20 protein-coding genes and 1 pseudogene are annotated in these 23,262 nt (G+C 64.3%); 11 read left to right on the forward strand and 10 right to left on the reverse strand.

The annotated features are described in order from the left end of the window. Positions 1 to 237 precede the first annotated feature (237 nt). From CKW13_RS12910 to CKW13_RS12935, 6 genes are all read right to left on the reverse strand, one after another. Complete coding sequence (locus CKW13_RS12910; protein ID WP_095109008.1) at positions 238 to 1,008, reverse strand: electron transfer flavoprotein subunit beta; 771 nt, start codon at positions 1,006 to 1,008, stop codon at positions 238 to 240. 16 nt (positions 1,009 to 1,024) lie between these two features. Further along, positions 1,025 to 2,245, reverse strand: coding sequence for an electron transfer flavoprotein subunit alpha/FixB family protein (locus CKW13_RS12915; protein ID WP_095109009.1), 1,221 nt, complete (start codon positions 2,243 to 2,245; stop codon positions 1,025 to 1,027). Continuing rightward, the gene (gene dgcB, locus CKW13_RS12920; protein ID WP_095109010.1) at positions 2,245 to 4,188 is read right to left on the reverse strand and encodes a dimethylglycine demethylation protein DgcB; all 1,944 of its coding nucleotides are present in this window, start codon (positions 4,186 to 4,188) and stop codon (positions 2,245 to 2,247) included. Before dgcB ends, CKW13_RS12915 begins: the two co-directional genes overlap by 1 nt. A gap of 103 nt (positions 4,189 to 4,291) precedes the next feature. Beyond that, positions 4,292 to 6,352 (reverse strand): dimethylglycine demethylation protein DgcA, encoded by a 2,061-nt coding sequence (dgcA, locus tag CKW13_RS12925; protein ID WP_095109011.1) that lies wholly within the window; start codon positions 6,350 to 6,352, stop codon positions 4,292 to 4,294. 15 nt (positions 6,353 to 6,367) lie between these two features. Then, complete coding sequence (locus CKW13_RS12930) at positions 6,368 to 6,898, reverse strand: DUF5943 domain-containing protein (protein WP_095109012.1); 531 nt, start codon at positions 6,896 to 6,898, stop codon at positions 6,368 to 6,370. Positions 6,899 to 6,976: 78 nt separating this feature from the next. Then, positions 6,977 to 7,954, reverse strand: a complete 978-nt coding sequence (locus CKW13_RS12935) for a dipeptidase (protein ID WP_095109013.1) — start codon at positions 7,952 to 7,954, stop codon at positions 6,977 to 6,979. Between the two features lie 220 nt (positions 7,955 to 8,174). Between CKW13_RS12935 and CKW13_RS12940 the strand changes: the two genes are divergently transcribed. From CKW13_RS12940 to CKW13_RS12950, 3 genes and pseudogenes are all read left to right on the forward strand, one after another. Next, complete coding sequence (locus tag CKW13_RS12940) at positions 8,175 to 8,576, forward strand: lysozyme inhibitor LprI family protein (RefSeq protein ID WP_095109014.1); 402 nt, start codon at positions 8,175 to 8,177, stop codon at positions 8,574 to 8,576. A gap of 27 nt (positions 8,577 to 8,603) precedes the next feature. Continuing rightward, positions 8,604 to 8,816 (forward strand): annotated as a pseudogene (locus CKW13_RS12945) (helix-turn-helix domain-containing protein); the annotation flags it as partial. A gap of 32 nt (positions 8,817 to 8,848) precedes the next feature. Next, entirely contained in the window at positions 8,849 to 9,265 is a 417-nt protein-coding gene (locus CKW13_RS12950) for a DUF3010 family protein (protein WP_095109015.1), read from the forward strand. A gap of 109 nt (positions 9,266 to 9,374) precedes the next feature. Here CKW13_RS12950 and CKW13_RS12955 read toward each other — a convergent pair whose 3' ends face one another. Continuing rightward, on the reverse strand, positions 9,375 to 10,334 hold the full coding sequence (locus tag CKW13_RS12955) for a GlxA family transcriptional regulator (protein WP_095109016.1): 960 nt from the start codon (positions 10,332 to 10,334) through the stop codon (positions 9,375 to 9,377). Positions 10,335 to 10,526: 192 nt separating this feature from the next. Between CKW13_RS12955 and choX the strand changes: the two genes are divergently transcribed. The 5 genes from choX (at position 10,527) to CKW13_RS12980 (ending at position 14,625) form a co-directional block, all read left to right on the forward strand. Continuing rightward, positions 10,527 to 11,468 (forward strand): choline ABC transporter substrate-binding protein, encoded by a 942-nt coding sequence (gene choX / locus CKW13_RS12960; RefSeq protein ID WP_095109017.1) that lies wholly within the window; start codon positions 10,527 to 10,529, stop codon positions 11,466 to 11,468. A gap of 70 nt (positions 11,469 to 11,538) precedes the next feature. Next, positions 11,539 to 12,426 carry a 3-keto-5-aminohexanoate cleavage protein gene (locus CKW13_RS12965; protein WP_095109018.1) on the forward strand — a complete coding sequence of 296 codons (888 nt, stop codon included), beginning with the start codon at positions 11,539 to 11,541 and terminating at the stop codon, positions 12,424 to 12,426. Positions 12,427 to 12,554: 128 nt separating this feature from the next. Further along, positions 12,555 to 13,520: an L-carnitine dehydrogenase gene (locus CKW13_RS12970; protein WP_095109019.1), complete on the forward strand. Its 966-nt coding sequence runs from the start codon at positions 12,555 to 12,557 to the stop codon at positions 13,518 to 13,520. Between the two features lie 106 nt (positions 13,521 to 13,626). Then, positions 13,627 to 14,106: a thioesterase family protein gene (locus CKW13_RS12975; protein WP_095109020.1), complete on the forward strand. Its 480-nt coding sequence runs from the start codon at positions 13,627 to 13,629 to the stop codon at positions 14,104 to 14,106. Positions 14,107 to 14,361: 255 nt separating this feature from the next. Then, the gene (locus CKW13_RS12980) at positions 14,362 to 14,625 is read left to right on the forward strand and encodes a hypothetical protein (protein ID WP_095109021.1); all 264 of its coding nucleotides are present in this window, start codon (positions 14,362 to 14,364) and stop codon (positions 14,623 to 14,625) included. A gap of 76 nt (positions 14,626 to 14,701) precedes the next feature. On the opposite strand, the gene CKW13_RS12985 is transcribed toward CKW13_RS12980, so the two are convergent. Together CKW13_RS12985 and CKW13_RS12990 are read right to left on the reverse strand one after the other, a co-directional pair. Beyond that, the gene (locus CKW13_RS12985) at positions 14,702 to 15,805 is read right to left on the reverse strand and encodes a GlxA family transcriptional regulator (RefSeq protein WP_095109022.1); all 1,104 of its coding nucleotides are present in this window, start codon (positions 15,803 to 15,805) and stop codon (positions 14,702 to 14,704) included. A gap of 388 nt (positions 15,806 to 16,193) precedes the next feature. Beyond that, the gene (locus tag CKW13_RS12990; protein WP_095109023.1) at positions 16,194 to 17,570 is read right to left on the reverse strand and encodes an L-serine ammonia-lyase; all 1,377 of its coding nucleotides are present in this window, start codon (positions 17,568 to 17,570) and stop codon (positions 16,194 to 16,196) included. Positions 17,571 to 18,004: 434 nt separating this feature from the next. Between CKW13_RS12990 and CKW13_RS12995 the strand changes: the two genes are divergently transcribed. From CKW13_RS12995 to choV, 3 genes are all read left to right on the forward strand, one after another. Beyond that, on the forward strand, positions 18,005 to 18,955 hold the full coding sequence (locus CKW13_RS12995; protein WP_095109024.1) for a choline ABC transporter substrate-binding protein: 951 nt from the start codon (positions 18,005 to 18,007) through the stop codon (positions 18,953 to 18,955). A gap of 66 nt (positions 18,956 to 19,021) precedes the next feature. Beyond that, positions 19,022 to 19,867, forward strand: a complete 846-nt coding sequence (choW, locus tag CKW13_RS13000; RefSeq protein WP_095109025.1) for a choline ABC transporter permease subunit — start codon at positions 19,022 to 19,024, stop codon at positions 19,865 to 19,867. Further along, positions 19,864 to 21,042 carry a choline ABC transporter ATP-binding protein gene (choV, locus tag CKW13_RS13005; RefSeq protein ID WP_095109026.1) on the forward strand — a complete coding sequence of 393 codons (1,179 nt, stop codon included), beginning with the start codon at positions 19,864 to 19,866 and terminating at the stop codon, positions 21,040 to 21,042. Before choW ends, choV begins: the two co-directional genes overlap by 4 nt. Before the next feature lie 135 nt (positions 21,043 to 21,177). Here choV and CKW13_RS13010 read toward each other — a convergent pair whose 3' ends face one another. Further along, on the reverse strand, positions 21,178 to 23,118 hold the full coding sequence (locus CKW13_RS13010) for a BCCT family transporter (RefSeq protein WP_256576590.1): 1,941 nt from the start codon (positions 23,116 to 23,118) through the stop codon (positions 21,178 to 21,180). Between the last annotated feature and the right edge of the window lie 144 nt (positions 23,119 to 23,262).

Raw genomic sequence — 23,262 nt, forward strand, 5'->3', positions numbered from 1 at the left:
CAGCTCACGCCATAGGAGTGTCTCCATCATTTCAACCTCGCAAACAAGCAAGGCGCGATGGTAACGACGCCGATTCCGGCTAGAAATCAGACTAAACGGACGCGATAAGTGGGAATCGGCCTACGACGATAAAGACCCTTGAGGGGATAGCGGCAGGCGAGGCCGCATGGGGGCACCCATCGCGGGCAGAGCCCGCTCCCACAGAGGCCGCTCACACCTGGCTAAGCTAGGGGGGGTTCAGCGCACTACGCCCTCTTCGATCAGCAGTTTGAGGATGGCCTGTGCGCCTTCCTGAGGGCTGAGGTTTTTCAGGAGTTGGCCACCGCCGCCGCTGGCTTTGGCGGTGGCGGCCTTCATGCGGTCGGCGCCGCTTTTGGCTTTGATGACTTTCAGGCGCTTGGGCCGCGGTTTGGCCGGTTGCAGGGTGGCGCTGGCGAGCAGTGCGTCGGCCGTTAACGGCACTGCCTCGGTGGCTAGCAGGCCCCGGCGCGCCGGGCCGTAGGCGCTTTGCCGGGGTTTGGGCGCGGCGTTATCAACGGTGGCGAGGAACGGCAGCTTGACCTTCAAGCGCCGCCGCTGGCCCCGGGGCAAGGCTTGCAGCACCAGGGCTGCGCCGCCTTCGATGGATTCGACCTCGGCCAGCCCCACCACCAGCGGCCAGCCCAGGCTTTCGGCGAGCAAAAAGGGCAGCATGCCCGAGCCCTCGCCGGTTTCGGCCTGGCTGCCGGTGAGCACCACTTGGGCGCCGGCGCCGCGCAGGTAGTCGGCCAGGGCCGGCAAGGCGTCGCTGCCCGGGGTTTGTTCCAGCACATGCAGTTGCGCCAGGCCCATGCCCAGGTAGGCGCGCAGGGCCCGTTCGGCGGCGTCGCCGGCGTGCAACACCTGCAAGTTATCCCCAGCCAGTTGCAGGCCCAGCTCCACGGCCCGTGCATCCTGCTCGGCGCGCCGGGGCCGGCCGGAGGTCGGGTGGGCGCCGATGGACACCAGGCTAATCACGTGTGTACTCATTGCCTTCGTCCTCGGGTTAGGCCGCATCGCGCCGGGTTTCATTGTGGTAAGCGGCGACCGCTTCAATCAGGGCGGTGAGCAGCGCTGCGCTCTCGCCAATCACCGACAGGTCGGCGCGTTTAATCATGTCGCAGCCGGGGTCGAGGTTGATCGCCACCACCTTGTCGCAGGCAGCGATGCCTTGCAGGTGCTGGATCGCGCCGCTGATCCCCACCGCCACATACACCCGTGCGGTGACCCAGGTGCCGGACGCGCCGACCTGGCGATCGCGGGCCATGAAGCCGTCGTCCACCGCCACCCGCGAAGCGCCTTCGGTGGCCCCCAGCGCGGCGGCAGCCTGATGGAACAGCGCCCAGTCCTTGACCCCGTTGCCGCCGGAAAAAATGAACTCGGCCTCGGCCATGGGAATCGCCGCCGGGTCCACGGCCACCGCGCCCAGGTCTTCGATGCGCGAGAGGCTGCGCGCCACGGCTGTGGATAACTCCACGGGCAACGCTTCGTGGCGGCTTTCGCTGACCGGTTCGGCGCATTCGGCGCCGGCCAAAATCACCCGCGCCAGCGGCCGGGCGAGGTCTTGCAAACCCGCGCCGGCGCGGCCGATACAGGCCTCGTCCTTAACCTGCCACACCCGTGTGGCCGGGCGTTCGCCCAGGGCAGCGGCAAAGCGCCGGCCCAGTTCGCCGCCACCGCTGCGGCTGTCGGGCAGCAGCCAATGGCGTGGCGCGAATTGGTTATCCACAGCCCGCAGACCCTGCACCCGTTGCTCCGGTGCATAACCGCTGAACTGCTCGCCGTCGAGCTGCAACAGGCGATCCACTCCCGCCGTGGCGAAGGTGTTTTCCTTGTGCTCGCCGAACACCAGCGCCAGCACCGCGCCGTCCGTACCGGCCAGTTGTCGGGCCAGGCCCAGCAAGTCGCGGTCGTGGCTGCTCAAGCGGCCGCCGACCATGTCCGGCACCACGGCGATGTAAAACGCCGGTTGCACCACCCGGTGCAGCGGCAATTGCACCTGCACCGCCGCCGTGCGCTTGGCCGTGCCGCCCTGCTGGGCGCCGCTGCGGTCGATGCGCTTGACGCCGTTGGGGCCGATAAAACCGATGCCGTGGGGGTTCTTGCGCAGCACGCCGTTGGGCCCCATCCAGCTGTGTTGCGCCGGTTGCAGGGCCGCGTGCAGCGGGTGCAAGCGGTTGCGGGCAATCCACTCAGCGTGAGGGTCGCGGCGGATGATGTCGCTCATCAGTGCACCTCCATGGGTTCGCGGCGGGCCGCAGCCGGGTTCGGCGCGGCGTCTTCGAGCAGGGCCTCGGCCACCAGCTCGGCGATGTCCTTGATGGCTGGGCGCGGTTCGACCACCCCTTCAAGCATCGCCGTGCATTGCGGGCAGCCCACTGCCACCAGCTCGGCGCCGGTTTCGCGGATGTCGTCCATGCGCATGTCGGGGATGCGCTGCTTGCCTGGGATATCGGTGATCGGCGCGCCGCCACCGCCGCCGCAGCAGCGCGAGCGAAACCCCGCGCGCTGCATCTCCTGGACCTCGATGCCCAGGGCGCGCAGCACTTGGCGCGGTGCTTCGTATTCGCCGTTGTAGCGGCCCAGGTAGCACGGGTCGTGGTAAGTCACGCTGGCGCCTTTGTGCCGGCCCAGGTTGAGGCTGCCCGCCGCGATCAACTCGGCCATGTAGGTGCTGTGGTGCTGCACCCGGTAGTTGCCGTCGAAGGCGCCGTACTCGTTTTTCAGCACGTGGAAACTGTGGGGGTCGCAGGTGACGATACGGTTGAAGCGGTATTGGGCCAGGGTCTGGATATTGCGCCGGGCCAGCCGTTGGAAGGTCGCCTCATCGCCCAGGCGCCGGGCCACGTCGCCGCTGTCGCGCTCCTCCAGGCCGAGCACGGCGAAGTCCACGCCGGCAGCCTTGAGCACTTTGACGAAGGCGCGCAGGGTGCGCTGGTTGCGCATGTCGAAGGCGCCGTCGCCAACCCAGAACAACACGTCGCAGGCCTGCTTGTCGTTGAGCAGGTTGAGGTTCAGGTCCGCCGCCCAGTTCATCCGCCCGCCGGGGGCGAAGCCGCCGGGGTTGTCGGTAGCGATCAGGTTTTCCAGCACTTCGGCGCCCTTGTTCGGCGTAGCGCCCTTTTCCAGGGTCAGGTGGCGGCGCATATCGACGATGGCGTCTACGTGCTCGATCATCATCGGGCACTCTTCCACGCAGGCGCGGCACGTGGTGCATGACCATAGCGTTTCGGCGTCCACCAGGCCGTTGACGATAGGCTGGTGCGGGTTGCCACCGTGTTCACCAATAGCTTTGCCCGGGTAGGGGCTGCCGGCGAACTTGGCATCGGTGCCGCCGGCCAGGCCAACCACCATGTCCTGGATGAGTTTTTTCGGGTTCAGCGGCTGGCCCGCGGCAAACGCCGGGCACGCCGCTTCGCAGCGGCCGCACTGCACGCAGGCGTCAAAACCCAGCAGTTGGTTCCAGGTGAAATCCTTGGGTTTTTCCACCCCCAGGGGCGCCGCCAGGTCGTTCAAGTCCAGGGGTTTGAGGCCCGTGGAGCGCCCGCCGCCGAAACGCTCGGCGCGTCGGTGCCAGGCCAGGTGCAGGGCGCCGGCGAAGGCGTGTTTCATCGGCCCGCCCCAGGTCATGCCAAAGAACATCTCCGCCACGCCCCACAGCACGCCCAGGCCCAGCAACACCACCAGCACCCAGCCGCCGAAGTTCGCCGGCAACACGCCGGCCACCGGCAGGGTCAGTAAAAAGAAACTCACGGCAAACGCCATCAGGCTTTTCGGCAAGCGCATCCACGGGCCTTTGGACAGCCGCGCGGGCGGGTTGCGCCGGCGCAGGTAAACGAAGATCGCGCCCACGAACATCAGCCCGCAGGCCGCCAGCAAGGCGTAGCCGAGCACGCGGCTGTGCAGGCCGAAACCGTGCACCACAATCGCCAGCAACGCCGACAGAACAAAGCCCAGTGCGGTGGCGACGTGGGTGTTGGCGATGTACTTGTCGCGGGCCACCACATGGTGCAAATCGACCATGTAGCGCTTGGGCATGGCCAGCAGGCCGCCAAGCAGGTCGACCTTCGAGGCCCGGCCCCGGCGCCACAGGTTCATCCGCCGCAAAGCGCCGAGGACCGTGAGGCCCAAGGCAGTGAACAGCAGGAGGGGAAGAAGGGTGTTCAGCATGGGGGTAGCCTCTGAGTGGCAAGCTTCAAGCTGCAAGCGACAAGCCAGAGCCGGTCATTCGGTGCTCTGCTTGCCGCTTGTCGCTTGTCGCTAACAACCGCTCTTAAAAGTCTTTGCACAGGCGCAAGGCGTCGTAGATGGCGGCATGGGTGTTGCGCTGGGCGACACAGTCGCCAATGCGGAACAACAAGTACCCATCACCCGCCTCGCTCAGGCACGGCTGCGGCTTGATGGCGAACAGGGCTTCGACGTCGATCTGGCCCTTGTTGCGCGAGCCTTGCTTGAGGCCGTAGTACAGGGCCTCGTCGGGGCGCACGCCGTTTTCCACCACCACTTGGTCCACCACCCGCTCCTCCTTGGCGCCGGTGTATTCGTTCTCCAGCACGGCGATCAACTTGTCGCCTTCGCGGTAGACCTTCTCCAGCATCATGTCGCCGGTCATGACCACCTCCTTGGGGTACATGCTGCGGTAGTAGGTGGGGAAGGACGTGCCGCCAATCGCCACGCCGGGCTTGATGTCGTCGGTGACGATTTCCACCTGGCTGCCCTTGTCGGCGAGAAAGTCGGCCACCGACATGCCGGTGAACTCGCAAATGGTGTCGTAGACCAGCACGTTCTTACCTGGCGCGACCTTGCCGTCGAGCACGTCCCAACTGCTGACCACCAGGCCTTCGGCCGCGCCCCAATGTTCGTTCTGCTCAAGGTTGGGGTGCCCGCCCACGGCGAGCACGACGATGTCGGGGCGCAGGTCGAGGATGGTCGCCGTGTCGGCGGCCACGCCCAGGCGCAGGTCAACTTTCAGCCGCGCCAGCTCCAGTTGGTACCAACGGGTGATGCCAGCGATCTGGTCGCGCTGCGGCGCCTTGGACGCCGTGGTGATCTGCCCGCCGATAAATTCCTTCTTCTCCAGTAAGGTCACCTGATGGCCCCGTTCGGCGGCCACGCGGGCGGCTTCCATCCCGGCCGGGCCGGCACCGACCACCACCACGGTGCGTTTCACCCCGGTGGTTTTTTCGATGATGTGGGGCACGCCCATGTATTCGCGCGAGGTGGCGGCGTTCTGGATGCACAGCACGTCCAAGCCCTGGTACTGGCGGTCGATGCAGTAGTTGGCGCCCACGCACTGCTTGATCTGGTCGATCTGGCCCATCTTGATCTTGGCGATCAGGTGCGGGTCGGCGATGTGGGCGCGGGTCATGCCGACCATGTCCACATAGCCACCTTCGAGGATGCGCGTGGCCTGGTTCGGGTCTTTGATGTTCTGCGCGTGCAGTACCGGCACCTTGACCACTTCCTTGATGCCGGCGGCCAGGTGCAGGAACGGCTCCGGCGGGTAGCTCATGTTGGGGATGACGTTGGCCAGGGTGTTGTGGGTGTCGCAGCCCGAGCCGACGACGCCGATGAAGTCGAGCATGCCGGTGTCGTCGTAATACTTGGCGATCTGCTTCATGTCCTCGTGGCTCAGGCCATCGGGGTGGAACTCGTCGCCGCACAGGCGGATGCCCACGCAAAAGTCCGGGCCGACTTCGGCGCGCACGGCCTTGAGCACTTCCACGCCGAACTTCATCCGGCCCTCGAAGCTGCCGCCCCATTCGTCGGTGCGCTTGTTGACCCGAGGGCTCCAGAACTGGTCGATCATGTGCTGGTGCACCGCCGACAGTTCGACGCCGTCCAGGCCCCCGGCCTTGGCCCGGCGCGCGGCCTGGGCGTAGTTGCCGATCACCCGCCAGATTTCTTCCGGTTCGATGGTCTTGCAGGTGGCGCGGTGCACCGGCTCACGCACGCCGGAGGGCGACATCAGGGTCGGCCAGTTGAAGCCGTCCCAGCGCGAGCGACGGCCCATGTGGGTTATCTGGATCATGATCTTGGCGCCATGCTTGTGCATGGCGTCGGCCAGGTTCTGGAAGTGCGGGATGATGCGGTCGGTGGCCAGGTTGACCGAGCTCCACCATTCCTGCGGGCTGTCGATGGCGACCACCGAGGAGCCACCGCAAATCGCCAGGCCGATGCCGCCCTTGGCCTTTTCTTCGTAGTACTTGACGTAGCGGTCGGTGGTCATGCCGCCGTCGGTGGCATACACCTCGGCGTGGGCGGTGCTGAGCACGCGGTTGCGGATGGTCAACTTGCCGATCTGGATCGGCGCGAACATTGCTTCAAAAGCCATGGCAGGGTCCTCGGCTTACAACGGCTTGACGGTGAACAAGCCGTCTTCGTGGCCCTCTTCGGAGCCTCCGTAAACTTGTTCGGCGACGGTGCGCAGGGGGCTGCCGCGCGCGGCCAGAATCTGGTCCATGGCCCCGGCAAACCAACCGGTGAACATGTAGTCCACCTTGCGCCCGACCTTGCCGTACACATAGACGAACGCCGAGTGTTCGAGCTTGACGCTGGCGGTGCCTTTATCGAGGTCGATAGCCTGGATCTTGAACAGGCCCCAGCCGCGCTGCGACAGGCGCTTCATGTAGTGCTCGAACACCGCCACCCCTTCCAGGCCATGGCACTGGGCCTCTTTCTCGCACCAATGCCAGGCGGATTTGTAGCCGGCCTTATAGAGGATTTCGGCGTAGGCCTCGGCGCCCAGGACTTCTTCGATGCCCATGTGGTTATTGACGAAAAAGTGCCGTGGTACGTAAAGCATCGGCAGGGCGTCGGAGGTCCAGACACCGGTTTCACTGTCGACTTCGATGGGCAGTTGCGGGGCGATCTTGGCCATGGAAACTTAACTCCAAAAAATTCTGTAGATGACCCACCGCGCGGGTTGCGGCGGGAAAAGACTCAGCGGATCGGTGGCCTATTCGCCCCAGATGTCCTTCAGGACATTGACCCAGTTCTCGCCCATGATCTTGCGCACCACACGTTCGGGGTGGCCGCGCTTGAGCAGGGTTTCGGTGAGGTTGGGGAACTCGCCCACGGTGCGGATGCCCAGGGGGTTGATGATCTTGCCGAAACTGGTCAGGCGCCGGGCGTAGCCCTTGTCGTGGGTCAGGTACTCGAAGAAGTCCTGGCCGTGACCCTGGGTGAAGTCGGTGCCGATGCCGATGGAATCCTCGCCGACGATGTTCATGGTGTATTCGATCGCTTCGGCGTAGTCGTCGATGGTCGAATCGATGCCCTTGGCCAGGAAGGGCGCGAACATGGTCACGCCGACAAAACCGCCGTGGTCGGCGATGAACCTCAGTTCTTCATCGGACTTGTTGCGCGGGTGCGCCTTGAGCCCCGAGGGCAGGCAGTGGGAATAGCAGACCGGTTTCTTCGATTCGAGGATGACCTCTTCGCTGGTCTTGGAGCCGACGTGGGACAGGTCGCACATCACCCCCACGCGGTTCATCTCGGCGACGATCTCGCGGCCAAAACCCGACAGCCCGCCATCGCGCTCGTAGCAACCGGTGCCCACCAGGTTCTGGGTGTTGTAGCACATCTGCACAATGCCCACGCCCAACTGCTTGAACAGCTCGACGTAGCCGATCTGGTCCTCGTAGGCATGGGCATTCTGGAAGCCGAAGAAGATCCCGGTTTTGCCCTGCTCCTTGGCGCGGCGGATGTCGGCGGTGGTCTTGACCTGGAGCACCAGGTCGCTGTTCTCGCGGATCAGTTTCTGGCTGGCGGCAATGTTATTGGCCGTGGCCTGGAAGCCCTCCCAGACCGACACCGTGCAGTTGGCGGCGGTCAGGCCGCCCTTGCGCATGTCTTCAAACAGCTCACGGTTCCACTTGGCAATAATCAGCCCGTCGATAACGATGCTGTCGGCGTGCAGTTCGGCTGGGCTCATCAGGCTGTCCCCTTTTGGCGATCCATGCGCCGAATCGTCTGCCGGCGCTTTGGGGCCAGCATATGCCTGAGGGCCGTGATGGCCGGGTGCAAAAACGACAGCGCAATTGCCGAAAGCGTCAATCGCCGGCAATGCTCGACCACCGCCTGCGAGCCCCCATCTATCCAAGCCCCGGCGCTTGCGCCAGAATTCGCGCCATCACTGGATCTGGGGCAGCGCAATGAAAATGATTCTCCTGGCTTTGGCACTGGTTGCCGGCACCGTGCACGCGGCCGAAGAAGGCGGCGACACCCCGTGCGACGCGGTCGAAAACGACCAGCAGACCCTCGAATGCGCAACCTTCAACAAAACCACCGCCGAGCAATTGCTCAGCGAAAACCTGCAAGGCCTGACCGAACGCCTGGGCGCCCTCTACGGCAACAACAGCGCGCAACTGATGGACATCACCGGCAAACTCCAGGCCGCCCAGGCCCTGTGGCAAAAACAGCGCGACGCCGACTGCGCCGTCGAAACCTTCCCCGCCAAACCCGGCAGCAAGGCCTACACCATCGCCCACAACGACTGCCTGGCGCGCATGAGCGACGAGCGGTCAGAGTTTTTGGAGTCGATTGGGCAGCAGTAAAGACAACCCATGAGCAACTATTCGTTCCCCCACGAAGTGGTCAGCCGCATCGTCGATGGCGCCACGCCGATCCGTGCCTGGCGCGAGCATTTGAACCTGACCCAGGACGAAGTGGCCCAGCGCCTGGGGATTTCCCAACCGGCCTTTGCCCAGCAGGAAGCGGTTGCCAAGCCCCGGCGCGCCACCCGCGAGAAAATTGCCGCTGCGTTCGGCATCAACGCCGTGCAGTTGGAGCTGTAAGCTGCACGCCCTCTCTTCTTTCCAGGATCGCCATGAATATCTGCGGTATCGAAATCAAAGGCAGCGAAGCGATCTTCGCCATTGCCCGCCAAGACGGCCAGGCGTTGGGGCACGTGGCCTTGGCCACCAAGAAAATCGCCCTGCAAGACGATGACGACGCGGCCAACGTCAAGGCCTTCGCCCGTGAGGTGGCCGCGTTTGTACGCGACAACGCCATCGAACGCATCACCATCAAGAAGCGCAGTAAGAAGGGTGAGTTCGCGGGCGGGCCGACCACTTTCAAGATCGAGGGCGTGTTCCAGTTGCTCGACGGCTGCGAGGTGACCCTGCTCTCGCCCCAGACCCTCAGCGCACAAAGCAAAAAACACAACGTCGAGCTGCCGGCGACGCTGAACAAGTATCAGCACGAGGCGTACAAGGCAGCCTGTGCGGCGCTGCTGAAAAAATAATCACCCGCCACCCTCACGGTGGGAGCGAGCCTGCTCGCGGTAGCAGCACCACAGTCACCATGGGCAGTGGCTCTACTGCCGCTATCGCAAGCAGGCTGGCGCCTACAGGTCAGCTCTTCTCCCGCCCCTCCTCCACGCCGCGCCGATCTTCCCGCGGGCATTTGGCGAAGCGTGCCCGGTAGCTGCGGGTGAAGTACGACGGTGACTCGAAGCCGCAGGCAATGCTCACTTGCAGCACGCTCAGGCCGGTCTGGCGCAGCAGTTGCCGGGCCTTGTCCAGGCGCAGGCCCAGATAGAAATGGCTTGGCGTGTCGCCCAGGTGCAGGCGAAACAGGCGTTCGAGTTGGCGCCGGGTGACCTTGATGGCGTCGGCCAATTGCAGGGTGGTCAGCGGCGGTTCGCTGTGGCGCTCCATCTCGCCGATCACTTGGGCCAGCTTTGTGTTGTTGATCCCGTAGCGCGCGGCGACCTGCATGCGCTGGTGGTCCTGGCGCGGGCGGATGCGGCCCAGCACAAACTGCTCGCTGACCTGCACCGCCAGCTCCGCCCCATGGGCCTGGGCGATCAGGTCGAGCATCAAATCGATGGAGGCCGTGCCGCCGGCCGAGGTGATGCGGCGCCGGTCGATCTCGAACAGCTCCTGGGTCACCCGCAGCTGTGGATAAGTCTCCTTGAACGCCTCGATGGCTTCCCAGTGCAGGGTCACGCGGTGGCCGTCGAGCAGGCCAGCGTCGGCCAGGATCACGCTGCCGGTGTCGATGCCGCCCAGGGTCACGCCCTCCAGGTCGAGGCGGCGCAGCCAGTGGCCCAGGGCTGGCGTGGCGTGGGCGAGGGGCTCGAAACCGGCCACCACCAGCAGCGTTGCGCCTTTGCCCAAAACCTCAAGCCCCGCGTCGGCATTGACCGACATGCCGTTGCTGGCCAATACCGGGCCGCCATCGCTGCTCAACACCTGCCAGCGGTACAACTCGCCGCGAAAGCGGTTGGCCACCCGCAACGGTTCGAGGGCCGAGATAAAGCCCAGGGCCGAGAACCCCGGCATCAGCAAGAAGTGGAAATCCTGGGTCATGGCACCTGCTCGGGTCGCGGCTAGCCTGTGCAGGTTGATACGCCAGTTGCGCCGCAGTGACAACCGCCAGGTCGCTCCAGTGCAAGAGCCGGTCGCCCCTGTGCGCTTTGCCCGCGGGCAGTCTGCGTAACGTGGCCATACCGGTGCGCGAGACGCCGGAACCGACAATAACGACCTGCCGAGGAACCCTCCATGAAACGATTGATTGGTAGTTGCTTACTTGCCCTGAGCGGCACGGTTTCCCTCGCCACCGCCCAGGCGGGCGAGCCTGCCGCGTGCCAGAACGTGCGCATGGGCGTGGTCAACTGGACCGACGTGATCGCCACCAGCGCCATGACCCAGGTACTGCTCGACGGCCTCGGCTACAAGACCAAACAAACCAGCGCCTCCCAGCAAATCATCTTCGCCGGCATCCGCGACCAGCGCCTGGACCTGTTCCTGGGCTACTGGAACCCGATCATGACCCAGACCATCACCCCGTTCATCGATGCCGGGCAGGTTCAGGTCCTCGACACGCCCAGCCTCAAGGACGCCCGCGCCACCCTGGCCGTGCCCACGTACCTGGCGGACAAGGGCCTGAAAACCTTTGCCGACATCGCCAGGTTCGCGAAAGAACTGGACGGCAAGATCTACGGCATCGAACCGGGTTCGGGCGCCAACACCCAAATCAAGGCGATGATCGCCAAGAACCAGTTCGGCCTGGGCAAATTCCAACTGGTGGAATCCAGCGAAGCGGGCATGCTCTCGGCAGTGTCCCGGGCGGTGAAGCGCAACGAAGCCATCGTGTTTTTCGGCTGGGCACCGCACCCGATGAACGTCAACCAGAAGATGACGTACCTGTCCGGCAGCGAGGGCGCGCTAGGGCCGAACGAAGGCCAGGCCACGGTCTGGACCGTCACCGCCCCCGACTACGGGCAAAAGTGCCCGAACGTCGGCCGCTTGCTGAGCAACCTGACGTTCACCGCCGAGGACGAGAGCCGCATGATGCAACCGCTGCTCGACCACAAGGACGCTTTCGAGTCCGCCCGCCAGTGGCTCAAGGACCATCCGCAAGACCGCCAGCGCTGGCTCGAGGGGGTGACGACCTTCGATGGCAAACCCGCCGCCCAACACCTGCAACTGACCGGCAACTGAGCCACAAAGCCCACCTGCGCAGCGCCACACGGCTGCGCAGCGAACCCTCACGCCTGAAGGAACCCGCACCATGAACCACGACGTCATCATCACCTGCGCACTCACCGGTGCTGGCGACACGAGCGGCCGCAGCCCCCACGTGCCGGTCACCCCCAAACAAATCGCCGCCGCCGCCGTGGAAGCGGCCAAGGCCGGCGCCACCGTGGTGCATTGCCACGTGCGCGACCCCGCCACCGGCCGGTTCAGCCGCGATGTGGCGCTGTACCGCGAGCTGATGGAGCGCATCCGCGAGGCGGACGTCGACATCATCGTCAACCTCACTGCCGGCATGGGCGGCGACCTGGAGATCGGCGCCGGCGAGCGGCCCATGGCGTTCGGCCCGAACACTGACCTGGTGGGCCCGCTGACGCGCCTGGCCCACGTTGAGGAACTGCTGCCGGAGATCTGCACCCTCGATTGCGGCACCCTGAATTTCGGCGATGGCGACACCGTCTACGTTTCCACCCCGGCCCAGTTGCGCGCCGGCGCCAAGCGCATCCAGGAACTGGGGGTGAAGGCCGAGCTGGAGATTTTCGACACCGGCCACCTGTGGTTCGCCAAGCAGATGATGAGCGAAGGCCTGCTCGACGACCCGCTGTTCCAACTGTGCCTGGGCATTCCTTGGGGCGCCCCGGCCGACACCACCACCATGAAAGCCATGGTCGATAACCTGCCCGCAGGCGCCGTGTGGGCCGGGTTCGGCATCGGCCGCATGCAAATGCCCATGGCCGCGCAAGCGGTGCTGCTGGGCGGCAATGTGCGGGTCGGGCTGGAAGACAACCTATGGCTGGACAAGGGTGTGCTGGCAACCAACGGCCAACTGGTGGAACGGGCCAGCGAAATCCTCAGCCGCCTCGGCGCCCGCATCCTCAGCCCGGCCGAAGGGCGCACGAAAATGGGCTTGGCCCAGCGCCACTAACCCCCCATGTGGGAGCGAGCCTGCTCGCGATGGCAGTGCTCCAGGCATAAAAAAACGCCGTCTCTACCGCCCTCATCGCGAGCAAGCTCACCCCCACAGGGGTTCATCACTGTTTTCAGGAGTTGCCCATGCCCTTTATCACCCATATCAACACCTTCGCTGCCCTGGGCAGTGGCGTCATCGGCAGTGGCTGGGTGGCACGCGCCCTCGCCCATGGCCTGGACGTCGTCGCCTGGGACCCGGCGCCCGGCGCCGAAGCGGCCCTGCGCCAACGGGTCGCCAACGCCTGGGGCGCCCTGCAGAGGCAGGGCCTGGCCCCCGATGCATCGCAGGCGCGCCTGCGCTTTGTCGCCACGATCGAAGATTGCGTGAAAGACGCCGACTTTATTCAGGAAAGCGCCCCCGAACGCCTGCAACTGAAGCTCGACCTGCACAGCAAAATCAGCGCAGCAGCCAAGCCCGAGGCCTTGATCGCCTCCAGCACCTCGGGGTTGCTGCCCAGCGAGTTCTACGAGGGCGCCACCCACCCGCAGCGCTGCGTGGTCGGCCACCCGTTCAACCCGGTTTACCTGCTGCCGCTGGTGGAAGTGGTGGGCGGCCGCCACACCGCGCCCGAGGCCGTGCAAGCGGCGATCCAGGTTTACACACGCCTGGGCATGCGCCCCTTGCATGTGCGCAAGGAAGTGCCTGGGTTCATCGCCGATCGCCTACTCGAAGCGCTGTGGCGCGAGGCGTTGCACCTGGTCAACGACGGGGTGGCGAGCACCGGCGAGATTGACGACGCCATCCGCTTTGGCGCCGGGTTGCGCTGGTCGTTCATGGGCACGTTCCTGACCTACACCCTGGCCGGCGGTGACGCCGGCATGCGCCACTTCATGGCCCAGTTCGGCCCGGCGCTACAACTGCCCTGGACCCACCTGCCCGCGCCGCCACTGACGGACAAACTGATCGACGACGTGGTCCAAGGCACCGCCGAACAACTGGGCCAGCGCAGCATTGCGGCCCTGGAGCGCTATCGTGATGACTGCCTGCTGGCGGTGCTGGACGCGGTAACAGCCACCAAGGCCCGGCATGGGATGGGCTTTGCCGAGTAACCGCTGGGGGCACTGGTTTGCCTGCGATGGCGATGCAAGATGCACCACCGTCATCGCAAAGCCAGCTCCCACTTTTGACCGAGTACACATGCCTGGAACCGCTGCCATGCCCGCACTGACCACCTACACCACCAAGGTTCAACCCGACTGGGTCGACTACAACGGCCACCTGCGCGATGCCTTTTACCTGCTGATTTTTAGCTACGCCACCGATGCCCTGATGGATCGCCTGGGCATGGACAGCGCCCAGCGGGGCGCCAGCGGCCATTCACTGTTCACCCTGGAGCTGCATCTGAACTACCTGCATGAGGTCAAGCTCGGTGCCCAGGTCGAGGTACGCACGCAACTCATCGGCCACGATGCCAAACGCCTGCACCTGTATCACAGCCTGCACCTGGCGGGCGCCGAGCAAGCCCTGGCGGGCAATGAGCAAATGCTCCTGCACGTTGACCTGGCCGGGCCCCACGCGGCACCGTTCAGCGAGCAAGCGTTGGCCGCGTTGCACAAGCTGATGGCCGAGCAACGCGACTTGCCCGCGCCCGCCAACCTGGGCCGGGTCATCGCCCTGGTGCCGCGCAAGCCCTGAAACCGACACAAAAAAGCCCCGATCAAGCCGTGACAGGATCGGGGCGCAGAGAGTTTTGCGAGGAGCCGAAGCGAGGGTGACCAAACCTTCGCGGTTCAAGCGTAAAGCCAGTGTGCCCAGCCCGGGAGCCAGCGAGTTAGCCGAAAACGACCTGTTCATAGGTATGGCGGCCATTGCGGCAAGTCAGCCTTGCCCTGCTTCGACACCCCTCCCAGAATCAAGCCCACCACGCGCCCTCGAATAAGGAAGAGCCCCATGATGCACGCCGATTTGATTGATCTGGATGACCTGCTGGGCCAGTTGCGCGCCCTGGGGTTTGAAGTGGCCAGCGGCGCCAGCGCCGAACAAGCCTGCGAGTGCGCCGTACGCGGCTTGAGCGACGAACGGGCCAAGGCCCTCAAGGGCATGGTGGAGAAGCTGTACACCGGCAGCGCAACGCTTTTGCCGGCAGTGCGCCAGGCGATCGATAAGCAGTTACTGCCGGCGTTGGCGGCTTATCAGCAGAGTCGTAGCGCCTGAGTTCAAGAGCTGTAGCGCTGGATAAATAGCTATCGCGGGCGAGCGCAACGCCGCCCGCGATCAAAGCCAACTCGGTCTAGAGCCTCACACTGGCAAAGGTCGACTCATTGCGCGCCTGGCTCAACGCCGACAGCGGCCCGGACAACGGCGCCAAACCCAGGGCCTGGGGCAGCGGCAGCATGGCCACCTGCTGGGCAGTGTTGGAACCTACGCGCTCGTCACGCGGCGGAATGCCGAAGTATTCGCGGTAGCACTTGGAGAAATGCGGCGTGGACACGAAGCCGCAAACCGACGCCACTTCGATGATCGACATCGGCGTTTGCTTGAGCAGTTGCCGTGCGCGGATCAGGCGCAACTTGAGGTAGTAACGCGACGGCGAGCAGTGCAGGTACTTCTGGAACAGGCGTTCGAGCTGGCGCCGCGACACGGCGACGTACACCGCCAGTTCGTCGAGGTCGATGGGTTCTTCCAGGTTGGCTTCCATCAGCGCGACGATTTCCTGCAACTTCGGCTGGTTGGTGCCCAGCATGTGCTTGAGCGGCACGCGCTGGTGGTCTTGTTCGTTGCGGATGCGCTCGTAAACGAACATCTCGGAAATCGCCGCCGACAACTCGCGGCCGTGATCGCGGCTAATCAGGTGCAGCATCATGTCCAGGGGCGCGGTGCCGCCGGAGCTGGTGAAGCGGTTGCGGTCGAGGGTGAACAGGCGGGTGCTCATGGACACGCGCGGGAAGGCTTCCTGCATCGAGGCCAGGCATTCCCAGTGCACGCTGCAATCGAAACCGTCCAGCAGGCCCGCGCACGCCAGCGCCCAACTGCCGGTGCACACCGCGCCGAGGCGGCGCGACTGGCGCGCCTGGCTTTGCAGCCACGACACGTGTTCGCGGGTGACGGTGCGCTGGATGCCGACGCCGCCGCAGACGATCACGGTGTCCAGGGCGGGGGCCTTGTGCATTGAGGCGTCGGGGGTGATTTGCAGGCCGTCGCTGGCCCAGACCTGGTTGCCGTCCGCGGTGAGGGTGGTCCAGCGATACAACTCGCGACCGGACAATTGGTTGGCCATGCGCAGGGGTTCTACGGCGGAGGCCAGGGAAATCAGCGTGAAATTGTCCAGCAGCAAAAAGCCGATGGATTGAGGCGCACGGTTCTGGGGTTGGGCCCCGGAGTTGAACGACGTCATCGCGGTATCTCCTCACACAAAGCAGGTGATGGCCTCAGGCGGAGGCTCTTGTTATTGCCGGCGTTGGCTTGCGCAAACGGGCTTTGTGAGGACAGAGCAATTGCCATGCCTAAAGTTGAATGGGTATTCAATAACTCCTAAAAGCGACGTCGCGATGCGTCTACACAAGCCCCCACGGCCCGTGCGGAATAAAGTGCCAGCATGGCCCGCAAAGGCCCTGCCCCGCTGCGTTTGAGCAGTTCGGTAGCACTTGTGGGAAGCGCCTCCACGCCCCTTGAACCACGGTGTCACCCCTGGCACGGGATCAGTGGCGAGTGCGCCTTATTGAGGAGTTATCTGATTGCGACGCGCTAAAAGGTGGCGAGCCCTGCGCCGTAGCAAATGCGGCTCAACACTCCACCGCACTCACCGCCAACCCGCCGCGGGAGGTTTCTTTGTATTTGTCGTGCATGTCGGCGCCGGTGTCGCGCATGGTGCGGATCACCCGGTCGAGGGAAATAAAGTGCTGGCCGTCGCCGCGCAAGGCCATTTGCGCGGCGTTGATGGCCTTGACCGCGGCAATCGCGTTGCGCTCGATGCAGGGCACTTGCACCAGGCCGCCCACCGGGTCGCAGGTCAGGCCGAGGTTGTGTTCCAGGCCGATTTCCGCTGCATTGCACACCTGCTCCGGGGTGGCACCGAGGATCTCCGCCAGCCCCGCCGCCGCCATGGCGCAGGCCGAACCGACCTCGCCCTGGCAACCCACTTCGGCGCCGGAGATAGAGGCGTTCTTCTTGCACAAAATGCCCACCGCCGCGGCGCCGAGAAAATAGTCGACCACATTGGCCTCGGTGACCACTTCGCTGAATTTCATAAAGTAGTGCAGCACCGCCGGGATGATCCCCGCCGCGCCGTTGGTCGGTGCCGTGACCATGCGCCCGCCCGCGGCGTTTTCTTCGTTGACCGCCAGAGCAAACAGGTTGACCCACTCCATGGCGCTCAGGGTCGAGCCGATCACGTTGGGCTTGTTCAGTTCTTGCAGGCTGCGGTGCAGGCGGGCGGCGCGGCGGCGCACATTGAGCCCGCCGGGCAGGATGCCTTCGTGCTTGAGGCCCTGCTCCACGCAGTCCTGCATGGCGCGCCAGAGAGTCATCAGGCCGCTGCGGATTTGTTCTTCCGAACGCCAGGTTTTTTCGTTGGCAAGCATCAGTTGCGCCACCCGCAAGTTGTGCTTTTCGCACAGTTGCAGCAGCTCTTCGGCGCTGGAGAAATCGTAGGGCAGCACGGTGCGGTCCAAGTCCGCGACGCCGCTGCGGGCCTGTTGCTCGTCGACGACAAAACCGCCACCGATGGAATAGTAGGTGTCGCGGTGCAACTCGCCCTGCTCGCCCTCGGCCACCAGGGTCATGGCGTTGGGGTGGAACGGCAGGTTCTCGTCGATCAGGCGCATGTCCCGCGCCCAGACAAACGGCAGCGGCCAGCGGTTATTCAGCAGCAGGGTCTGGGTTTCGCGCAGGGCCTGGATGCGCACGCCGATCTGCGCCGGGTCGATTGCGTCGGGCCATTCGCCCATCAGGCCCATGATGACCGCGTTGTCGCTGCCGTGGCCGATGCCGGTGGCCGAGAGCGAGCCGTAGAGCTGCACCTCGACGCGCCGCACCTGCTCCAGCAGGCCCCGCTCCCCCAGCACCTGGACGAACAACGCGGCGGCGCGCATCGGCCCGACGGTGTGGGAGCTGGACGGGCCGATACCGATCTTGAACAGGTCAAACACGCTGATAGCCATTACCGCGAACCTCCTGATGGACGTGCTATCGCGCGCAGAAACGCCTGTCGGCGCAACTGCTACGCTCAAGCCGCAATGGCCGCATCATCCGGTTTTCAGGCGCCAGCGCGACGTCTGACACCGACGCACCCATGCTCACCAGCGCCGCCAGGCCAAAGCAGTGATCTGCGGCCGTTATTTGCGGCGCAGATCGGGTAAAAGCCCTGTTGCAGGGGGGGAAAATTCTGTAAGCGACCTCACCGACACTGGATACGACCCTGCCTGTACTGGATACGACGCACCCTGTAGGCGTTTGATTTTCACTGTTACATGATCGGTCTCGACTCGATTGCAAGGCGCCGTGGCAAAGCCGTTCCAGAACGCCCGCCAACCGCAACAGAACAAGCGCGGTGATCCCGTCGGACAACCGCCACAAAACACCCAGGAGTCCACCCATGAAAGGTTCCCCGTCGTTGTTGCTGGCCGCCATGCTGAGTCTGCCCGCGCTGGCCCAGGCTGCCGAACCGCAGCAATGCAGTACCGTCAACTTCTCCGATGTCGGCTGGACCGACATCACCGTCACCACGGCCACCGCCAGCGTCATCCTCGACGCCCTCGGCTACAAGACCAAGACCACCATGATTTCCGTGCCCGTGACCTACAAGTCCTTGGCCGACGGCAAGAACATGGACGTGTTCCTGGGCAACTGGATGCCGACCATGGAGAACGACATCAAGCCCTACCGCGAGGCCGGCACCGTGGAAACCGTGCGCGCCAACCTGGAGAACGCCAAGTACACCCTGGCGGTGCCCCAGGCGCTGTACGACAAGGGCCTCAAGGACTTCGCCGATATCGTCAAGTTCAAGAAGGAGCTGGACGGCAAGATCTACGGGATCGAGCCGGGCAACGACGGCAACCGCGTGATCCAGAGCATGATCGACAAAAACGCCTTCGGCCTTAAAGACGCCGGCTTCAAGGTGGTCGAATCCAGCGAGGCGGGGATGCTGTCCCAGGTCGAACGCGCCCAGCGACGCAGCACGGACGTGGTGTTCCTGGGCTGGGAACCGCACCCGATGAACACCCGTTTCAAGATGCAGTACCTGAGCGGCGGCGACGCGTTCTTCGGCCCCAACTACGGCCAGGCCACCATCTACACCAACACCCGCAAGGGCTATGCCCAGGAATGCAGCAACGTGGGCCAGTTGCTGAAAAACCTGTCGTTCACCCTGAACATGGAAAGCACCCTGATGGGCAATGTCCTGGACGACAAAATGAAACCCGAGGCCGCCGCCCGCGCGTGGCTGAAAAACAACCCGCAGGTGCTCGACACCTGGCTGGCTGGCGTCACCACCCTTGACGGAAAACCAGGCCTGGACGCGGTAAAAGCCGACCTGGCCAAACAATAAAACGCTTATGCCGGGTGGGCTTGCCCGCCCGGGCTGTTTTTTCCTTGCATGCGGACGTTCACTACCATGCTGATCGATCAGAAAATCCCCCTAGGCCAGCACATCGCGGCATTCGTCGAATGGTTGACGCAACACGGCGCCAACGTATTCGACGCAATCGCCGTGACACTGGAAACGATGATCCACGGCGTGACGTTTGCGCTGACCTGGTTCAACCCGCTAGCGCTGATCGGTCTGGTCGCGCTACTGGCTCATTTCATCCAACGCAAGTGGGGCCTGACGGTGTTCGTCATCGCCTCGTTCCTGCTGATCCTCAACCTGGGTTACTGGCAGGAAACCATGGAAACCCTGGCCCAGGTGCTGTTCGCCACCCTGGTGTGCGTGGTGATCGGCGTGCCGCTGGGCATCCTCGCCGCCCACAAACCGATGTTCTACACCGCGATGCGCCCGGTGCTGGACCTGATGCAGACCGTACCGACCTTCGTTTACCTGATCCCCACCCTGACCCTGTTCGGCCTGGGCGTGGTGCCGGGGCTGATTTCCACGGTGGTGTTCGCGATTGCCGCGCCCATCCGCCTGACCTACCTGGGCATCCGCGACGTGCCCCAGGAACTGCTCGACGCGGGCAAGGCCTTTGGCTGTTCGCGCCGCCAACTGCTGTCGCGCATCGAACTGCCCCACGCCATGCCGAGCATCGCCGCCGGCATCACCCAGTGCATCATGCTGTCGCTGTCGATGGTGGTGATCGCCGCGCTGGTGGGGGCCGATGGCCTGGGCAAACCCGTGGTCAACGCACTGAACACAGCCGATATCGCCCTGGGCTTCGAGGCGGGCCTGGCGATTGTGCTGCTGGCCATCATGCTCGACCGTATCTGCAAACAACCCGACGCCAAAGTAGGGGCTGACGCATGAGCATCATCCGCTTCGATAACGTAGACGTTATCTTCTCCAAAGACCCGCGCGAGGCCCTGAAACTGCTGGACCAGGGCATGACGCGCAACGAAATCCTGAAAAAGACCGGGCAGATTGTCGGCGTCGAAAAAGCCAGCCTGGATATCGACAAAGGTGAGATCTGCGTGCTGATGGGCCTCTCCGGCTCCGGCAAGTCGAGCCTGCTGCGCTGCATCAACGGCTTGAACACCGTCAGCCGCGGGCACCTGTTCGTCGAACATGAAGGCCGCCAGATCGATATCGCCTCCTGCACCCCCGCCGAGCTGAAAATGATGCGCACCCAACGCATCGCCATGGTGTTCCAGAAGTTCGCCCTGATGCCCTGGCTGACGGTGCGCGAGAACATCAGCTTCGGCCTGGAAATGCAGGGCCGCCCGGAAAAGGAACGCAAGAAACTGGTGGATGAAAAACTCGAACTGGTGGGCCTGACCCAATGGCGCAACAAGAAGCCCGATGAACTGTCCGGGGGCATGCAACAGCGTGTCGGCCTGGCCCGCGCCCTGGCGATGGACGCCGATATCCTGCTGATGGACGAACCCTTCTCAGCCCTCGACCCGTTGATTCGCCAGGGTTTGCAGGACGAATTGCTGGAGCTGCAACGCAAGCTGGCCAAGACCATCGTGTTCGTCAGCCATGACCTGGACGAAGCCCTGAAACTGGGCAGCCGCATCGCCATCATGAAGGACGGGCGGATCATCCAGTACAGCAAGCCCGAGCAGATCGTGCTCAACCCCGCCGACGACTACGTACGCACCTTCGTCGCCCACACCAACCCGCTCAACGTGCTGTGCGGGCGCAGCCTGATGCGCACGCTGGACAACTGCAAACGCATCAACGGTTCAGTGTGCCTGGACCCGGGCGGCGACTCCTGGCTCGACCTGGCCGAAGGCAACACCATCAAGGGCGCGCGCCAGAACGGTGCGAGCCTGGACCTGCAAAACTGGGCCCCGGGCCAAGCGGTCGAAGCCCTGGACCGGCGCCCGACCCTGGTGGATTCGAACATCGGCATGCGCGATGCCCTGCAGATCCGCTACCAGACCGGCAACAAACTGGTGCTGCACGACAACCACCATGTGGTCGGGATACTCGGCGACAGCGAGCTGTACCACGCGCTGCTGGGCAAGAACCTGGGCTGACAACCCGCCCAAAAATCCATGTGCAGCCGTGTGGGAGCTGCTTGTGTGGGAGCGAGCCCGCTCGCGATAGCCGTCGATCAGTCACTGGCGTACCGACTGACGCCCCCATCGCGGGCAAGCCCCACAGCGTTGGCCTTAGCTGTAAACCCGCCCAAGGAGCTGGCGATGGCTTTCGAACTGGTCGAGCACATCGCGGGTGATCTGCTCGGCCGTGAAGCCCATCAAGTCGTACTCCTGGCTGCCGTTGTGCAGGTACACCTCGGCGCGGTAGTAGCGGGCGCGGTCTTCTGCGACATCAGCCGAATCGCTCGGCGCCGCCAGGTAGCCGTCCAGGCTCACTTCATAAACAAACGGATTGCCCTCTTCCATCTCCAGGCGCAAGCCCATGCAGCGCTTGGACTTGCCCAACAACGTCTGCACATCCAGGCCCTGGGCGCGCAGCAGGGTCGCGGCCTCTTCCAGCGCCGGGGTCACTTTGCGGTCCATAAAGCGCTGCACCACCGCTTGCGTGGGGTGCAGGTCCAGGGCGCTGAGGCGCTCGCTGAAACCACGGCGCCCACGTTCAGCCAGTTGCGCCTGCTCCTGTTCGATCTGCACGTCCTGGCGCATGGCCTTGTGCAAGCCGAACATGAAGCACACCAGCACCACCGAGAACGGCAGCCCCGCCAGCACCACCATGGTCTGCATGGCCTGGAAGTTACCGGCGAACAACAGCCCGATGGTCACCAGGGTAATCACCGCCGACCAGAAGATGCGCAGCCAATGGGGCGCGTCCTCGTCCACGTTGCCGCCCTTGCACGACAGGTTGGCCATCATCACCGCGCCGGAGTCGGCCGGGGTGAGGAACAGCACGAAGCCGACGAAGATCGATACGCCGATCACCACTTTCGACGCCGGGTAATGCTCAAGCAATTGGTAAATGGCCATGGACGGCTGCTCCAGCGCCGTCTTGCCCAGCTCCACCGCCCCGTGGTTCATCACCAGGTCCAGGGCCGAGTTACCGAAGATCGACAGCCACGCCAGGGTGAAGCCCAGGGGAATCAGCAGCACCCCCGCCACCAGTTCACGCACCGTGCGGCCACGGGAGATACGCGCAATGAACATGCCGACAAATGGCGCCCAGGAAATCCACCACGCCCAATAGAACAGGGTCCACAGGCCCAGCCAGCGGTCGGACTTGTCGCTGTCGCCCTCGTACACATAGAGGTCGAAGGTTTTCAGCACCACGCCGTTGAGGTAGTCCCCCACGTTCTGCACGAAACCATTGAGCAAGTGCAGGGTGGGGCCGAACAGCAAGACGAAGATCAGCAAGCCGCTGAACAGCACGATGTTCAGGTTGGACAGGCGGCGGATGCCGTTTTCCACACCCGATACGGCGGCGATGGTGGCCACGGTGCTCATGACAATGATGACGATCAGCAGGTTGGTGTTGCTGTGTTCCATGCCGAACAGGTTTTCCAACCCCGAAGACACCTGCATCGCCCCGATGCCCAGGTTGGTCACCAGGCCCAGCAGGGTCACGAACATGCCGAAACCGTCCACCGCGTGCCCGGCCGCGCCCTTGACCCAGCGCTCGCCCACCAGCGGGTACAGCGCCGAACGCAAGGCCAGCGGCTGGTTATGGCGATAGGCGAAATAGGCCACGGCCAGCCCGACCAGGGCGTAGATCGCCCAGCCATGCAGGCCCCAGTGCAGGAACGTCAATTGCACCGCTTGGCGTGCCGCCAGGTTGCTGCCGGCCACGCCTTCGGGCGGGTTGAAGAAGTGGTCCAGGGGCTCGGACGCGCCGAAGTACAGCAGCGAAATGCCGATCCCCGAGGAAAACAACATGCCGGCCCAGGCGCCGTAGCTGAAGTCCGGCGTGTCGTCCTTACTCCCCAGCTTGAGCTTGCCGTAGGAGGAAAACGCCAGGCCCACCACGAACACCAAGTAGGCGGCGATCACCAGCATGTAGTACCAGCCGAAGCTGCGCGACAACCAGTCCTGGGCAAGCCCCAGCACTCTCCCGGCTTCTTGCGGCGCGGCAATGAGAATGGCGGTCAGCAGCAGAATCAGCGCGGTGGAGGTGTAGAACACCCAACCGTTGACCGTCACCTTCTGGGGCGGGGTCTTTATAAGAGAGGCAGAACTCATTGCACAGATGCTCCAGGCAGTGCGAGAGAAAGACGCAAGGCATTGCTTCTCCTGCGCCACCGGTCAGTTGGCAGCCGGCGGGCAGGT

Origin of the sequence: Pseudomonas sp. Irchel 3E20 (assembly GCF_900187645.1) — a bacterium.
Taxonomy (GTDB): Bacteria; Pseudomonadota; Gammaproteobacteria; order Pseudomonadales; family Pseudomonadaceae; genus Aquipseudomonas.

What these genes read in the sequence shown, in the direction of transcription:
- CKW13_RS12935 (WP_095109013.1), bottom strand. Translation starts at nt 7,954, where the DNA reads ATGAGCCCAGCCGAACTGCACGCCGACAGCATCGTTATCGACGGGCTG.
- CKW13_RS12990 (WP_095109023.1), bottom strand. Translation starts at nt 17,570, where the DNA reads ATGGCTATCAGCGTGTTTGACCTGTTCAAGATCGGTATCGGCCCGTCC.
- CKW13_RS12955 (WP_095109016.1), bottom strand. Translation starts at nt 10,334, where the DNA reads ATGACCCAGGATTTCCACTTCTTGCTGATGCCGGGGTTCTCGGCCCTG.
- choX (WP_095109017.1), top strand. Translation starts at nt 10,527, where the DNA reads ATGAAACGATTGATTGGTAGTTGCTTACTTGCCCTGAGCGGCACGGTT.
- CKW13_RS12940 (WP_095109014.1), top strand. Translation starts at nt 8,175, where the DNA reads ATGAAAATGATTCTCCTGGCTTTGGCACTGGTTGCCGGCACCGTGCAC.
- CKW13_RS12965 (WP_095109018.1), top strand. Translation starts at nt 11,539, where the DNA reads ATGAACCACGACGTCATCATCACCTGCGCACTCACCGGTGCTGGCGAC.
- CKW13_RS12975 (WP_095109020.1), top strand. Translation starts at nt 13,627, where the DNA reads ATGCCCGCACTGACCACCTACACCACCAAGGTTCAACCCGACTGGGTC.
- CKW13_RS12930 (WP_095109012.1), bottom strand. Translation starts at nt 6,898, where the DNA reads ATGGCCAAGATCGCCCCGCAACTGCCCATCGAAGTCGACAGTGAAACC.
- dgcA (WP_095109011.1), bottom strand. Translation starts at nt 6,352, where the DNA reads ATGGCTTTTGAAGCAATGTTCGCGCCGATCCAGATCGGCAAGTTGACC.
- dgcB (WP_095109010.1), bottom strand. Translation starts at nt 4,188, where the DNA reads ATGCTGAACACCCTTCTTCCCCTCCTGCTGTTCACTGCCTTGGGCCTC.
- choV (WP_095109026.1), top strand. Translation starts at nt 19,864, where the DNA reads ATGAGCATCATCCGCTTCGATAACGTAGACGTTATCTTCTCCAAAGAC.
- CKW13_RS12910 (WP_095109008.1), bottom strand. Translation starts at nt 1,008, where the DNA reads ATGAGTACACACGTGATTAGCCTGGTGTCCATCGGCGCCCACCCGACC.
- CKW13_RS12995 (WP_095109024.1), top strand. Translation starts at nt 18,005, where the DNA reads ATGAAAGGTTCCCCGTCGTTGTTGCTGGCCGCCATGCTGAGTCTGCCC.
- CKW13_RS12985 (WP_095109022.1), bottom strand. Translation starts at nt 15,805, where the DNA reads ATGACGTCGTTCAACTCCGGGGCCCAACCCCAGAACCGTGCGCCTCAA.
- CKW13_RS12980 (WP_095109021.1), top strand. Translation starts at nt 14,362, where the DNA reads ATGATGCACGCCGATTTGATTGATCTGGATGACCTGCTGGGCCAGTTG.
- CKW13_RS12915 (WP_095109009.1), bottom strand. Translation starts at nt 2,245, where the DNA reads ATGAGCGACATCATCCGCCGCGACCCTCACGCTGAGTGGATTGCCCGC.
- choW (WP_095109025.1), top strand. Translation starts at nt 19,022, where the DNA reads ATGCTGATCGATCAGAAAATCCCCCTAGGCCAGCACATCGCGGCATTC.
- CKW13_RS12950 (WP_095109015.1), top strand. Translation starts at nt 8,849, where the DNA reads ATGAATATCTGCGGTATCGAAATCAAAGGCAGCGAAGCGATCTTCGCC.
- CKW13_RS12970 (WP_095109019.1), top strand. Translation starts at nt 12,555, where the DNA reads ATGCCCTTTATCACCCATATCAACACCTTCGCTGCCCTGGGCAGTGGC.